General features: G+C 38.9%; 13 protein-coding genes and 1 pseudogene. 11 read left to right on the forward strand and 3 right to left on the reverse strand.

Going from position 1 to position 13,218, the window contains the following annotated elements; translation table 11 throughout:
• The first annotated feature begins 68 nt into the window (after nt 1–68).
• From KSMBR1_RS23685 to KSMBR1_RS18065, 4 genes and pseudogenes are all read left to right on the forward strand, one after another.
• Nucleotides 69–340 (forward strand): annotated as a pseudogene (locus tag KSMBR1_RS23685) (DUF4160 domain-containing protein).
• Nucleotides 337–585 carry a DUF2442 domain-containing protein gene (locus tag KSMBR1_RS18055; RefSeq protein ID WP_099326576.1) on the forward strand — a complete coding sequence of 83 codons (249 nt, stop codon included), beginning with the start codon at nt 337–339 and terminating at the stop codon, nt 583–585. Before KSMBR1_RS23685 ends, KSMBR1_RS18055 begins: the two are co-directional and overlap by 4 nt.
• A gap of 78 nt (nt 586–663) precedes the next feature.
• Entirely contained in the window at nt 664–861 is a 198-nt protein-coding gene (locus KSMBR1_RS18060) for a type II toxin-antitoxin system HicA family toxin (RefSeq protein ID WP_099326577.1), read from the forward strand.
• Nucleotides 858–1,097, forward strand: a complete 240-nt coding sequence (locus KSMBR1_RS18065; protein WP_099326578.1) for a hypothetical protein — start codon at nt 858–860, stop codon at nt 1,095–1,097. The genes KSMBR1_RS18060 and KSMBR1_RS18065 overlap by 4 nt, the downstream gene beginning before the upstream one ends.
• Before the next feature lie 226 nt (nt 1,098–1,323).
• Here KSMBR1_RS18065 and KSMBR1_RS18070 read toward each other — a convergent pair whose 3' ends face one another.
• The 3 genes from KSMBR1_RS18070 to KSMBR1_RS18080 all read right to left on the reverse strand — a co-directional run bounded on the left by KSMBR1_RS18070 (nt 1,324) and on the right by KSMBR1_RS18080 (nt 4,763).
• Nucleotides 1,324–3,165: a B12-binding domain-containing radical SAM protein gene (locus tag KSMBR1_RS18070; RefSeq protein ID WP_099326579.1), complete on the reverse strand. Its 1,842-nt coding sequence runs from the start codon at nt 3,163–3,165 to the stop codon at nt 1,324–1,326.
• A 151-nt stretch (nt 3,166–3,316) separates the two neighbouring features.
• On the reverse strand, nt 3,317–3,868 hold the full coding sequence (gene hpt, locus KSMBR1_RS18075; RefSeq protein WP_157820720.1) for a hypoxanthine phosphoribosyltransferase: 552 nt from the start codon (nt 3,866–3,868) through the stop codon (nt 3,317–3,319).
• A 181-nt stretch (nt 3,869–4,049) separates the two neighbouring features.
• Nucleotides 4,050–4,763, reverse strand: a complete 714-nt coding sequence (locus KSMBR1_RS18080) for a tetratricopeptide repeat protein (protein WP_099326581.1) — start codon at nt 4,761–4,763, stop codon at nt 4,050–4,052.
• 729 nt (nt 4,764–5,492) lie between these two features.
• Here KSMBR1_RS18080 and dnaA point away from each other — a divergent pair.
• From dnaA to KSMBR1_RS18115, 7 genes are all read left to right on the forward strand, one after another.
• Nucleotides 5,493–6,842 carry a chromosomal replication initiator protein DnaA gene (gene dnaA, locus KSMBR1_RS18085; protein ID WP_157820721.1) on the forward strand — a complete coding sequence of 450 codons (1,350 nt, stop codon included), beginning with the start codon at nt 5,493–5,495 and terminating at the stop codon, nt 6,840–6,842.
• A gap of 84 nt (nt 6,843–6,926) precedes the next feature.
• The gene (locus KSMBR1_RS18090) at nt 6,927–7,994 is read left to right on the forward strand and encodes a M24 family metallopeptidase (protein WP_099326583.1); all 1,068 of its coding nucleotides are present in this window, start codon (nt 6,927–6,929) and stop codon (nt 7,992–7,994) included.
• Between the two features lie 219 nt (nt 7,995–8,213).
• Entirely contained in the window at nt 8,214–8,684 is a 471-nt protein-coding gene (gene accB, locus KSMBR1_RS18095; RefSeq protein WP_099326584.1) for an acetyl-CoA carboxylase biotin carboxyl carrier protein, read from the forward strand.
• 41 nt (nt 8,685–8,725) lie between these two features.
• On the forward strand, nt 8,726–10,072 hold the full coding sequence (accC, locus tag KSMBR1_RS18100) for an acetyl-CoA carboxylase biotin carboxylase subunit (protein WP_099326585.1): 1,347 nt from the start codon (nt 8,726–8,728) through the stop codon (nt 10,070–10,072).
• Nucleotides 10,073–10,490: 418 nt separating this feature from the next.
• On the forward strand, nt 10,491–11,201 hold the full coding sequence (locus KSMBR1_RS18105; RefSeq protein ID WP_099326586.1) for a multiheme c-type cytochrome: 711 nt from the start codon (nt 10,491–10,493) through the stop codon (nt 11,199–11,201).
• Nucleotides 11,202–11,280: 79 nt separating this feature from the next.
• Nucleotides 11,281–12,324: a hypothetical protein gene (locus KSMBR1_RS18110; RefSeq protein WP_099326587.1), complete on the forward strand. Its 1,044-nt coding sequence runs from the start codon at nt 11,281–11,283 to the stop codon at nt 12,322–12,324.
• Complete coding sequence (locus KSMBR1_RS18115; protein ID WP_099326588.1) at nt 12,308–13,153, forward strand: formate dehydrogenase subunit gamma; 846 nt, start codon at nt 12,308–12,310, stop codon at nt 13,151–13,153. Before KSMBR1_RS18110 ends, KSMBR1_RS18115 begins: the two co-directional genes overlap by 17 nt.
• The last annotated feature ends 65 nt before the right edge of the window (nt 13,154–13,218 follow it).

Raw genomic sequence — 13,218 nt, forward strand, 5'->3', positions numbered from 1 at the left:
AGTTTCGCTTTGCTAAAAGGTAGAAACTGTATAATAACTTGCTAAGCGTAATAGGATAGACCGTCGTCATGCCTACAATCTCGATGTTCTATGGCATTCTTATCCGGGTGTTTTCTATGATATGGATAAGCACAACGTGCCGCATATTCATGCCGAATATCAGGGACAAGTAGCGGTCTATTCGATTCATGATGGAACGGTCTTGGCTGGTGAGCTTCCGCCATAGAAGCACAAGTTAGTCGTCGCATGGATTGAAATACATCAGGATGATTTACTTGCTGACTGGCAATTGGCAGTAAATGGTAAAAAACCGTTTCCAATTCGAGGACTTGACCAATGAACATTGTAGAAATTGTTCCCAATGACAATTACACGCTGTACGTCAAAGTAGAAAATGGAAGAGCAGGTTTATTTGACGTAAAACCTTACTTGGAATCAGAGGCCTTCGCGCCACTAAACGACAGAGTTGAATTCGAACGAGTTCACAACAGTGGGTACTTTGTCGAATGGGACTGCGGAGCGGACCTTTCTGCCGATACGATACAGGCGCGATGGAAAACATTGTCAACCGAAAACGCCCAATAAGGCGCTACACCAGCCGGCGCCAAAAAGCGGCGCGGTTGAGCTCAGGCGTTAAACTGCTGAAAATATGGGAATACGTTGATGCCTCCAAAGGTAAGGGAACTGATTGCTGAATTAGAAAAGGAAGGCTTCGTAAATAGAGGTGGTAAAGGCAGCCATAGGAGTTTTGTCCACTCAAAAGTGCCTAAACCTATTACAATTTCAGGCAAACCTGGTGACGATGCAAAGCAATATCAGGTGCGAGCAGTACGCTTGGCACTGGAGGAGTTAAAAAAATGAAAGACAGCGCAAAATACGCGAAAATCGTCGAATGGTCCGAAGAAGATCAGTGTTATATAGGGAGTGCGCCGGGACTGATTTATGGAGGTTGTCACGGCGATGACGAGCAACGGGTCTTTGAAGAACTTTGTCAGATTGTTGAGGAAGCCATCGAACTGTATCGGAAAGAAGGAATACTTTTGCCTCCTGCTACTTCCAGCCGTGACTTCGCAAACCGTATGCAAAGCATCGCATAACACGGCGCTCCACCGGAAGGCGGCGAAGTAGTTGCTGGTGAGCTTTGACATTAGGAGTTTTTCGTATAATGACGGTGCAACATAACACGGGTGGGTACATTCCCGATTTTTTGTAAAAAAGCAATTAAGGGGTAATAGTAACTCAAGCTTCCGGCTCGAGTTACAAATATCACAAGCAGGATGCTTGTGGTACAGTACTAGTGTGCCGACAGGCAGGTGTAAAGAGTTACAAAAAATCGGGAATGTTCCTGTTTTGAGAATTGCAAAGCAATGAATAAAGCCTGTTTGTCCCGTAATGCGCCACATATAAAAACACATATTCTCTGATAAATATCCTTAAATCCCATCCCTCATAATGATTCTTTTCAAATGCTTCTAGTAATTTTTCTGAATCTTCAATACCAAGTCCTTCGTCAACCGTGTAATAATAATTTAACGCAAGATCCCATTCAGGATTCTTATAGTAGGTAACGCCAAAGGTATTATTTTCTTTGGTTACTGGCGCATACTTGCAGAGATCAAATGTGCCGAATCCTATCGAATGTACAAATTCTTTATTTTCCTCCAAAAATTGTATTGTTTGTTGTGCGTCTTCATAGGACTCTCCCGGAAAACCGAAAAAGCCCATTACATGATTCCATATGCCGGCATTAGAAGAGATTTTAAGCATTTTGCGCATAATATTTGTAGTTGTTGACTTATCCATTCGTTTTAATATCCGTTCACTTCCTGACTCAAAGCCTAAATGCAAATACTTGCAACCGGCATTTGCAGCAGTTTCCCAGATTTCTTCATTTGTTAAACTATTTTCAAATCTTAAATGGGTCATCCATGCAATGTTCATGTTGTTTTTTATCAATGCATAAGAGAGTTTTTTAAATAAAGCCGGAGGGTATGATTCGTCGGGAAAGTGAAAATTATGCGTGTGATACTTGTTTTGAAGATAATGGATATCATTAATAATCTGGCTGATCTTTTTTGCCCTGTAGCCGGCGGTATACCCCTCTCCATGATCACAGAATTTACAACGCCCCCAATAACAGCCCCTTGTGGCAACGTAAGGGAGGATTAATTCTGGGACAAAATATTTTTCTAATGGCAAACCATCGAAATCAGGAACAAGCAGTCTTGTTACATCTTCTGCCATTATTAATGGAGAAGTATGTATGCCTGACGCATCTCTGAATATTACGTTTGGAACGGTTGCAAGATTTCGTGTAGTACCGAGTGTCTCAACAAGCTTAAGCAACGCGGTTTCTCCTTCAAAGACTATGGCACTATCGAAAACAGCAAACAGATCAGGCTTTTCCGGCAATATGTCACGAAGCCGCGTTATCGTATTTCCGCCGATGGTGATGTGAATATGTGGAAAATCTTCTTTGATAAGTGAACAAAAAGTCAATGAAGATATAAGCTGTTGCTTGAGAACGATTGAAATTCCAATAATGTCCGGATTTTCTGCGTGTATAGACGGTTGCAAAATCTGCTTATAAACATCCCTGTAAACGTTTACCTGAGCATCTTTTATTGCTTTCAGAAGCTCTGAGGATATAAAAGTGTTATAGGGCAGTGTTGTTTCCATTGGTGGCAGGCGAATAATTGCAGGGGCGTATACAAGTGAGATGAAGGAAGTTACTTCGTGGAAAATATTGATAGCCCATTCAAGTTTTTTTACATCAAAAAAATCCGGGGAAGTTACGATCTTTTTTGCTTCTTCAGCATGTTGCGACAATTCTTTAATACGGGCTTTTGTACAACCGGTTAATGCCTGTTTAATTGATCTGTCATTATCATCCAATCCTAACAGCGCCGATTTATTTTTCAATCTTTCTAATTGTTTCGGCGCCTTTTCAAAAATAAGTTGAAGACCGTTACTGCTGAAAAACCAATCATACATCTCAAGATTTACATCTTTTTGAACGACAAGATGGCCTGCAGACCGCAAGACAGCAGTAAGAGAGGGAAGGCTTAAATATGGTTCAGAAGGAAACCAATCCGGTGGAAACACCAACATTATTTTCTTTGTGCGATGACAGGCATTTTTATCGCCCATGGTATATAATGACATTTTATGCAAGAGGTATCGTTAAACGCATCTGTTTTTAGAGAAATCTAATATAACATCTTAATAGCGGTATGGTGGGTGGCACTGCCAAACTTGTTTGTCAGTGAAATTCCGCAGGAGACGGAATTCAGGCAATATACTTATAATGCAAGGTCTAAGGACATCCGTTTCTGCGATAGCACTCGTCTTTGAGTACTGCTATATAGGGTAAATTTCTATATTTGTTATTATAATCGAGGCCATAACCAACAACGAAATCATCTCCCACATTAAAACAACAATAATCAGGTTTAATTTTATTTTGACGTCTTCCGCTACGGCTTAAAAGCACACAGCTTTTCAAGGAAGCAGGGGCATATTTTTTAATATCTGCTAAAACTTTTTTCAACGTATTTCCCGTATCAACAATGTCATCTATTACTAAAACATGTTTGCCTTCAATATCAATTTTAAAATTATGTATAATATTGACCTCCCCTTTCGATATAGTCGAATCACCATAACTTGAGGCGTCTATGGTGTCCAATCTTATTGAAAAAGGAATATGGCGAATCAAATCTGCAAGAAATACGAGACTTCCGTTAAGTATTGCAATAATCGTCCATTCTTTATTTTGATAAGTATTAATCAAAGTATTTGATAATTCGACTAATTTCTCCTTAATTTGTTTCTCGCTGATTACGACCCGTGCAACATCCTTTTCCACGTCATTTATCCTCCACACACTCGTTGAATAAACAGATAATTAAATAAACGGTTTATAAATGTAATACTATCGTATTATTCTGTAAAAAATTCTTTTTTGTAGGGGGTTTTGCATCTCCTCCTTGTGAAGGAGGGTAAAGAGGAGTGGTTCTCTTTCGTTGCGATTTTGCTGTGCTGTGAGATTAATCTCGATTCCTTCTTTCCTGAGTAAACTGTTGTAAAATAAACCTTTCACTTGTTGCCTCTTCAACCATTCCAAGTTTATCATAAATTACATGCAGAACACTATGTGCTTTTTCTGCTTTCGGATTCAGCATTATTGTTTTTTTTAACGCAGCAATTGCTTCATCATACATATTATTTTTGTAATAGCAGACGCCCAGGAAATAGTGTCCGTCTTCCAGTTCCGGATTAAGCGCTATTGCTTTTTTACATGCCAAAAGAGCTTCATCATGATTTTCCATCAGACTATAGGCAACCGATAAGTAAAGGTGTGCCTCCGCTTCTTTTTTGACGTCTTTTTTAGAGGAAAATAAATCAATAGCCGTTTTATATTCTTGTATCGCCTCCATGGTCATTTGCTTTGCCATATATGCAAACGCAATGTTATAGCGGACCTTTGGCTCTTCAGGATTAAGTTCAATAGCGCGTTTTAGTTCTGTTAGCGACTCGTCTATCATCCCTTTTGTGTAATAGGCTACGCCTAAACCATAATGGGCATCATAGTGATTCTTATTTATTTCCAATGCCTTTTTAAATGCGTCAATTGCTTCATCGTATTTTTTTTGTTCAAAAAAAGAAAGCCCTTTTTTATTAAACGAGTCAGCTTTATTGCCGCAACCGATAATTAAAATACAAAAGAGTAATGATAGGTATGATAATTTACGTATAAACATGATGTGGTTTTAGGGTGCCAGAGAATAGGGGACGTTTTAAAAAACAGCATATAAAAGTTTTTTATAGAAAAAAATATTCTAACCTCAAGACGCTATATTTTAAAGGATATATTTTTTATTGTGAAAACTAGCAAGAAAAAATAAATCTACGATTGATTAGAGAGAAGAAGAAATCCATGTTATTTACAAAACAATGCACATACAATAAACACATTTGGAGAGGTAATTGTATGAAGAGATAGGAAGGGGTGTATTGTCTTACAAATAAGGTATTAACGAGAAGAAACCATACAAAGGGTGAGGAAAGTTACTGACATATTATCCACAATTGATTTCCCGCTTTGAGAGGGTAGAGAACAGGAACTGTGCGCGGGATAATTTGCGGAGCGACTTGGAGGGGTAAATGGATATCGCGAAGGCAAAGCAGCGATAATATGATGTACTGATACGACTTATGGAACCTCAAATACAACGGCGATAAAAAAGTGTGGTGAGGAAGTGAGAGAAAAAAAATTATTTCCATCTTTTTGAAGTAGCGGGCATTTTGTTTAACTATGTGATACCTGCAAGGGTTGCATTCGTTTCAGTGGTATGCCAAAAATTTTGGGTAAAAAAAGCACCGGTTTTTTTTTGACACATAAAAACTCTTTTGATACTATCTCAATCCTTCGCGTACGATTGCGTATTCACAATCCAACCAAAACAAGCAACAAGAAATTAGGAATCACAATGGAACCTTGTTCAAAAATATGGGATGATATTCTTGAGAATGTCAGAGAGAAATTAGGCCCATTACGATTCAATCTGTGGTTCAAAAATACCCGTCTTGAGTCAATAGGTGATGCTTACGCAAGCATTGCCGTTCCTAACGTATTTACCCAGATGTGGCTGCAGGAGAATTTTTCCGGTTTGTTGAAAGAGGACATAGGGCGGTTTCTGAAGAGGAGCGACCTTGATGTACGGTTTATACTGGACAACAAGCAGGAGAAAGAGATCGTATTGCCGGAAAAGCCTGATGTTGTTGATGAGAAGGGTGCGTATACGGGGAGGAAAGCACTGGGGTTAAACAAGGGTTTGTTGCTGGAGGATTTTGTGATAGGCCCCAATAACCGGCTTGCATATACGGCGGCCCTTGAAATGATAAAGGAGGAGTATCCGCCCTTTAATCCCCTTTTTATTCATGGGAATGTAGGGGTGGGGAAGACACATCTGCTTGTGGGGATATGGAATCGGGTCAGGAAAGAGCAGACGGTGAATGCGGTGTATATGTCTGCGGAGAAGTGGACGAATGAGTTTATCTATGCATTGCAGAAAGGGAAGATGGAGTCATTTAGGCAGAGATACAGGAATGTGGACGTATTTCTGATAGATGACGTTCATTTTTTATCCAACAAGCAGGGAGTGCAGGAGGAGTTTTTGCATACGTTTAATGCGTTGTATGATTCGTCAAAGAGGATAATATTTGCGAGCGATGCCCATCCGAAGCAGATAAGCCAGTTGAAGGAGAATTTGGCGAGCCGGTTTATGTCGGGTATGGTGGCGCGCATAGAGAGGCCGGAGTATGCGACGAGGTTGTTGATATTAAGGACGAAGGCATCGAAGTACGATGTGTATTTTCCGGAGGAGGCGCTGGAGTATATTGCGGAGAAGTTTGATGATAGTGTAAGAGAGGTGGAGAGCGCCTTGGTGACGTTGACGGCGCATGCCAGGTTTAATGACAGAAAGATAGACATTGCGTTTGTCAAAGATGTGTTGAAGGAGTTCTTTTACGGCGACGACAAGGTAGTAAAGGTGGAGGAGATAGAGGGTGCGGTGTTGCGGCATTTTAACATAAGCCGCAGTGACCTTCATTCGAGCCGGAAGGCGAAGACGGTATCGTTTCCGCGTCAGATATGCATGTATTTAATAAAAAATCAGTTGGATTGGTCGTATCAGCAAATAGGGAATTATTTTGGCAACAAGAAACATACGACAGTGATATTTGCGATAAAAAAAATAAACGAAGAATTGAAAAAAGATGACCAGTTTAAATCGTTCCTCGATATACTTATGGAAAAAATTAAAAAAAGTCGTAAATAGACCCTGAGAATGGCGCATGATGTCGAATTAAAAAACAGTGTTAAGCACATTAAAGATGTAATTATTCCTGTAAATTAGATATTTATGAGTTTAGGCGAGATAAAGAAAAAATTAGAAGAAGACGGCGTGGATGGGTTTTTAGTCACGAATGAGATAAATATCAGATACATTACGAATTTTAAAGGTTCTGATAGTGCTCTTTTAATAACACCGGGAAGCGACTATTTATTCACTGATTCCAGGTATATAGAACAAGCACACCAGGATAATCCGGAAATAAAAATAGTAGAAAGAAAGATATCATTGACAAATTCGATATGTGGAAAGATTAAACAACTTAAAATAAAAAAACTTCTCGTCGAGTCTTTATATATTTCAGTAGACCAGTTTAATGAGATTAAACAAAGAATAAATAACATTTGTATGCTTACGGTAAAAGGAATAGTAGAGAATTATAGAAAGCAGAAAACAAAGGATGAATTAGAAAAAATACAGAAGGCTATAGGGATAGCGGAAAAAGCATATACAAATGTTCAAAGCAAAATAAAATATGGCATTACTGAAAAAGATATAGCGGATATTTTAGAATATGAATTGAGGAAACAGGGCGCGGAAAAAAGTTCATTTGATATCATATGTGCCGTTGGTAAACATGCATCAAAGCCGCACGCACGCCCTTCAACAACCATGATTCAAAGAGGGGATACCGTTTTAATTGATTGGGGAGCAAGATTTCAGGATTATAATTCTGACTTGACAAGACTTAAGACCATGGATAGAATATCCCCGAAATTCCGAAGGATATATCAAATAGTGCTTGATGCACAATACCTTGCAATTGGAAGCATAAGGCCTGGCGTAATAGCAAAGAAAATAGATGCCGTTGCAAGGGGTTATATTGAGAAAAAAGGATTTGGAAAGTATTTTGGTCACGGTTTGGGTCACGGAGTAGGGCTAGAAGTTCATGAAGCGCCATTTATTAATAGGAAAAGCAATGAAATATTAAAAGAAGGCATGGTTTTTACTGTAGAGCCAGGCATCTATATTCCCCAATGGGGAGGTGTTAGAATAGAAGATTTGGTATTGGTTACCTCGACGGGATGTGAGGTGTTGAGTAAACTGCCTAAAAAGTTATCGGATATTGACGAATGATTTAACGTGTTCATTGCGGAAATTCTGCAAGACCCTTTTTAACAATAGCCTATATTTATTATAGAAAAGCTATTCATTCAGTAGCCCATCGTTTAATCAATCCTTTATCTCTTCACGTAAGCCCGAAATTTATTTTTTACACATGAAACAATTCGTAATAAGAGATGCTATTTTCGCTTTACTATTTGATAATTACTAAATTTTATATAGGGAAAAATAATGGACATTATAGAGAAAGTAAAGCAATTGATAAAAATTATGGATGAGAGCGAGTTGTCTGAGCTCGAAATTCAAGAGGAAGCGACAAAAATAAAAATAAAAAAGGGGATCTCCGGGTATTCACAAACTATTTCTCACCAGACAATTCCACCATTATATCCGGCGCAAGCCCAACAGATAGAACAGCCATTCGCAATTTCCCGGGAAAATGAAAGCTCTTCTGAGATTTATTCGCCCATGGTGGGAACATTTTACCGTTCTACTGCTCCAGGCGAGAGTCCTTGTGTTGGAATTGGTGATTTCGTAAATGAAGAAACCGTTGTTTGTATCATAGAAGCAATGAAAATTATGAATGAAGTAAAAGCGGAAATGGTAGGTGAAATTATTGAAATATATGTACAAGATGGGGAGGCCGTTGAGTATGGGCAACCGCTCTTTCGCGTCCGACAGACAAAGAAAGCGACGATATAAGTGGACTCGAATCATTTCAAATAATTAAGGAAGAAGGAAATATGTTTTCCCGGATAATGGTTGCAAATAGAGGTGAAATTGCTTTGAGAATCATTAGGGCATGCCGCGAAATGGGGATAGAGACTGTCGCTGTTTGCTCAAAATCGGATGCAAATGCCACTTATTTAAAGCTAGCCGATATCGTAGTGTGTATTGGACCTGCTGATGCGGAAGGTAGTTATTTAAATATTCCGAGCATCATCAGCGCTGCAGAGATCACGGATATAGAAGCAATCCATCCTGGGTATGGTTTTTTATCGGAAGTGAGTCATTTTGCGGAAGTTTGTGAATCGTCAAATATCGTATTTATTGGCCCGAAATCTGATGCATTGAGGAAGCTTGGCAATAAGACTGAAGCAAGGAAAATTGCAATAGAAAACAAGGTCCCTGTTGTTCCCGGAAGTTTGTCTGTAATAAAAAGTCAGCAGGAAGCGTTAAGCGTTGCACATGAAATAGGTTTTCCCGTAATCATTAAAGCTTCTTTAGGGGGCGGTGGACGGGGAATGCGGGTAGCTCATAATGATATAAGCCTCATTAATTCATTGACTATTGCCCAAAGAGAGGCTAAGGCTGCATTCAAGGATTCGTCTATTTATATAGAAAAATATATTGAAGATGCACGTCACATTGAGGTGCAAATAGTTGGAGATAATTACGGGAATATTATACATTTGGGCGAAAGGGACTGCACCATGCAGCGAAGACACCAAAAACTAATCGAAGAGTCCCCTGCACCATACATTACCGATCGGGCGCGGGAAGATATTTGTAAGGCTGCCATAAAAATGGCAAAATCCATTAATTATACAAATGCCGGAACTGTTGAATTTTTATTAGATAAGGAAAATAATTATTATTTCATAGAGGTGAATACACGTTTGCAGGTAGAACATCCGGTTACGGAAATGGTGACGGGAATAGATTTAGTGAAATTACAAATAAAGATTGCCAGTGGAGAGAGATTAAATATTAAACAGAAAAAAATTCGCAGTCAGGGGGTTGCTATAGAATGCAGGATCAATGCAGAAGATCCTTATAATGATTTTCGGCCGCAACCGGGGAAGATCACAAATTATCATCCTCCAGGAGGGAGAGGGGTTAGGGTGGATTCTCACATTCACTCCGGCTATGAAATCCCGCCGTACTATGATTCATTAATCGCTAAGTTGATTGTACATCAAAACACACGTGAGGAAGCAATTGCCTGTATGCGTAGGGCATTGAGTGAATACGTTATCGAAGGAGTGAAAACTACCATTCCGTTACAATTGGATTTAATAACACATCCTCAATTTGCAAATGGGAATATAAATACAAATTTTGTCGATAATCTTATGGCAAAAACTTAAATGGTAATTTTATTGATTTGGAAAACAATTTTTAGTTGACACAATAAAAAAACCATGCTAGTGTATGCATCTACGTCCGATTATTCATTTCAAAAATTGCGATATGATGGCTTACTAAGCATAAGGGGTGTAATTATTTGAGATAAGGCTTGGAAATGTTTTTCAGCAAGCACCGCAATTCTATGCATCATTAAACTTCATATATACTTAGTTTCTCGATCTAATTCTTCATAAGTGGTAAAATTAATGGGTTTGGCAGATGTACTAAAGATAAATTATCATTAAAAAGGTTTGTGGTGATGCTATACGAGTATCGATTGTTGTGATTGGGTTAAGTTTTATTGTTTTAGGAGTTTCATATTTTTTAAGATTTTAATAGTTTAAGGTTATTTTTTGATTATGTGAAAGGAGCATTTAGATGTTAAGAGGAAGAGTTTACAAGTCATTATTTGGTGGTTTGGTAATTTCATTTTGTTCTATTTCATTTGCAGTATCTGCGAAAGCAGCTGAGCCTAAATTTGTTAGTAATGCCGGCTGTAAGTGTCACATGTCTAAGGGATGTTATGAAGGGGAAGAATACAAAGAGAGATTGCATTCAAATACTTGGGAAAAAAGGTTGCAGGGGACAGCGGACGAAGATAATCCTGAATGTTTGAAGTGTCATGCAACGGCTGTGGGAGCGAAAATTAAGAAAAAATTTGGGGATAAAAAATATTTGCCAAATGTGCAGTGTGAGGCGTGCCACGGTGCCGGAGAAGAATATGAAAAGGTGAAGAAAAACTATCAGGGAAAGGGAAAGGACGCCTTTAAAGAATTGTTAAAGAAAGACCCTCTTCTTGCAAGAAAAGCACAATATGACGCCGGCTTGATTGTTGCGGGCATAAATGGACCTGCTACGGTGAAAGAACAATGTCTGCAATGCCACTGGGAGAGCGCTGATGCTAAGAACAAGTGTCCTAAAACAGATAAAGTGATGGATTATAAAGAATATTTTAAGAAGGATGACCACCGCGACGAAGATGATATTGACCTTGTAATTAAGAAGCTCTCTGATGCAGATAAGAAGAAATGGGCGGACATCTTGCCTAAAGACGATATGCTTTATTTGCCCTATAAGAAAAAACATTGATGGGTTTTGAGTTGTTACTTGAGTTATTATATCCCGATGGGTACCCCCAGTGTGGGAAAGGGACAGGAAGAGAAAGATTATGAAATTAAAACAATTACTACGATTTATTAGACCGGGGTGTTTTTTCTTTATTGCTCTTGTTTCTGTAATAGGATTATGTTCTCGGGCCGCAGTACTGATTGCGGCCGAGAACGAAACATGTTATGGTTGTCATGCAGATCCGGAAAAAATAGAAAAGACCGAGAAGGCTAGGATTGACCCGGTTACGGGTGAAATTGAAGTTGTTTCTTTGATGATTGATAGGGAGGTTTTTGATAAAACTGCACATGGTGGAACAGACTTTTCCTGTACAGATTGCCATGCTTCATTGGAAGAGGCCGAAGATGATGACATTGCGGAAAATGGGCACAAACCTAATCTTACGCCTGTTGACTGTATAACATTTTGTCATGACGACCCTGCTGCGGAATATTATGAAAGTAAGCATGTTAAGTTGATGAAGGAGAATGATAAGGACGTACCTACGTGCAAGCATTGTCATGGAGGGGTTACTTATCATTTTTCTATATACGGAGAAAAAGCCCCGATGAATGTTCTTAGGGAAACTGACCCGCTACACAGAAAGTTGACAATAGATACATGTGGTTCTTGTCATGAAGAGCATCTTGCCAGCTATAGGAATAACGCACATGGTCAGGTTACTGCGCTTGGACATACCGCAACGGATGTGCCTGTATGCTTTGATTGTCATGGAAAACACACTATTCTCAACTCGTCAGAACCTGAGTCTATGGTTGGACAAGACAACATAATTAAAACATGCGGTAGTTGTCACGCAAATGCAAATGCAAGCTTCGTGAAACATGTTGAACATCCTCAGATAAAAAATTTAAATTATTACAAGACCTTGCTTGCTGCAGCAAAAAATTATCGCAAAGATCCTGAAGCGTTGAAGAAAGTAGTTAAAAATCCCCAAACAATCCTATGTATTGTGTTTGTGGCGTATATTGGTATTCTAGCTTTAACATTTACCAAGTTTGGGCTCCATTCATTGTTAGGCTGGTTTGCTACAGTTCGTGACGAGTTTAGGAGAAAGGGGCATTCCGATGAAGAGCAACACTAATTATTTAAGATTTACGCTGTTTCATAGATTCTGTCATTTTTTAACGATTATTAGTTTTTTTGGGCTAGTCTTGACTGGCTTACCACTCGCCTTTAGCGGTTATGATTGGGGGAGGTGGTTGTACGAGTTGTTTGGCGGATATCCTACGGCAGGATATATTCACAGGGTCAGCGCCTTAATCACTTTCTTTGCTGGTTTTTTACATTTCGCGTGGCTGTTTTTCAATGTATCTATTAAAAAGAAGAAAGGTTTTTTTTGGGGACCTAATTCAATGCTTTTGCAACCAAGAGATCTTTTTGATGTAATAGCAGACATCAAATGGTTTATTGGTATTGGCAAAAGGCCGAATTTTGATAGATGGATTTATTGGGAAAAGTTTGAATATCTCTCTTTGATGTGGGGAACTATTGTTATGGCCGCTACCGGCTTAATTCTTTGGTTTCCTGTTCAGTTTACAAAAATTATTCCCGTTTCGGTTGCCAGCATCTTCGATATCCCCGGTATTGCGTTGATTATCCATCGATATGAAGCAATACTGGCGGCTGTTTTTATTTTCACAATTCATTTCATTCACACGCACTTACTGCCTGAAAAAATGCCAGTAGATGAATCGATATTTACAGGGAGAATAACGGAGGCTGAGTTTAAACATGAGCGCCTTGGTGAATATGAAAGGCTAAAAAATCAAAGACAGTTGGATAGTTTTAAGGTAGCGCCTCCATCTCTTTTCGCAAAATTTTTATCAAGGCTGATTGCTGTACCACTTTTGATCACTGGGTTAATATTGGTGAGTCTGATGGTCTCTGCGCTTGTTGTTTGGGCGCTATAGTAGATAAAAATTTTGTAGCAGGCGGATGCTATACTGTTAAGTCCGAATCAATTAAATGCTTGATA

Origin of the sequence: Candidatus Kuenenia stuttgartiensis, assembly GCF_900232105.1 — a bacterium.
GTDB classification, from domain to species: Bacteria; Planctomycetota; Brocadiia; order Brocadiales; family Brocadiaceae; genus Kuenenia; species Kuenenia stuttgartiensis_A.

Excerpts from the sequence above, each read along its gene's own strand:
- KSMBR1_RS18065 (WP_099326578.1), top strand. The coding sequence starts at position 858 with ATGAAAGACAGCGCAAAATACGCGAAAATCGTCGAATGGTCCGAAGAA.
- KSMBR1_RS18115 (WP_099326588.1), top strand. The coding sequence starts at position 12,308 with ATGAAGAGCAACACTAATTATTTAAGATTTACGCTGTTTCATAGATTC.
- dnaA (WP_157820721.1), top strand. The coding sequence starts at position 5,493 with ATGGAACCTTGTTCAAAAATATGGGATGATATTCTTGAGAATGTCAGA.
- KSMBR1_RS18105 (WP_099326586.1), top strand. The coding sequence starts at position 10,491 with ATGTTAAGAGGAAGAGTTTACAAGTCATTATTTGGTGGTTTGGTAATT.
- accB (WP_099326584.1), top strand. The coding sequence starts at position 8,214 with ATGGACATTATAGAGAAAGTAAAGCAATTGATAAAAATTATGGATGAG.
- KSMBR1_RS18070 (WP_099326579.1), bottom strand. The coding sequence starts at position 3,165 with ATGTCATTATATACCATGGGCGATAAAAATGCCTGTCATCGCACAAAG.
- KSMBR1_RS18090 (WP_099326583.1), top strand. The coding sequence starts at position 6,927 with ATGAGTTTAGGCGAGATAAAGAAAAAATTAGAAGAAGACGGCGTGGAT.
- KSMBR1_RS18055 (WP_099326576.1), top strand. The coding sequence starts at position 337 with ATGAACATTGTAGAAATTGTTCCCAATGACAATTACACGCTGTACGTC.
- accC (WP_099326585.1), top strand. The coding sequence starts at position 8,726 with ATGTTTTCCCGGATAATGGTTGCAAATAGAGGTGAAATTGCTTTGAGA.
- KSMBR1_RS18060 (WP_099326577.1), top strand. The coding sequence starts at position 664 with ATGCCTCCAAAGGTAAGGGAACTGATTGCTGAATTAGAAAAGGAAGGC.
- KSMBR1_RS18110 (WP_099326587.1), top strand. The coding sequence starts at position 11,281 with ATGAAATTAAAACAATTACTACGATTTATTAGACCGGGGTGTTTTTTC.
- KSMBR1_RS18080 (WP_099326581.1), bottom strand. The coding sequence starts at position 4,763 with ATGTTTATACGTAAATTATCATACCTATCATTACTCTTTTGTATTTTA.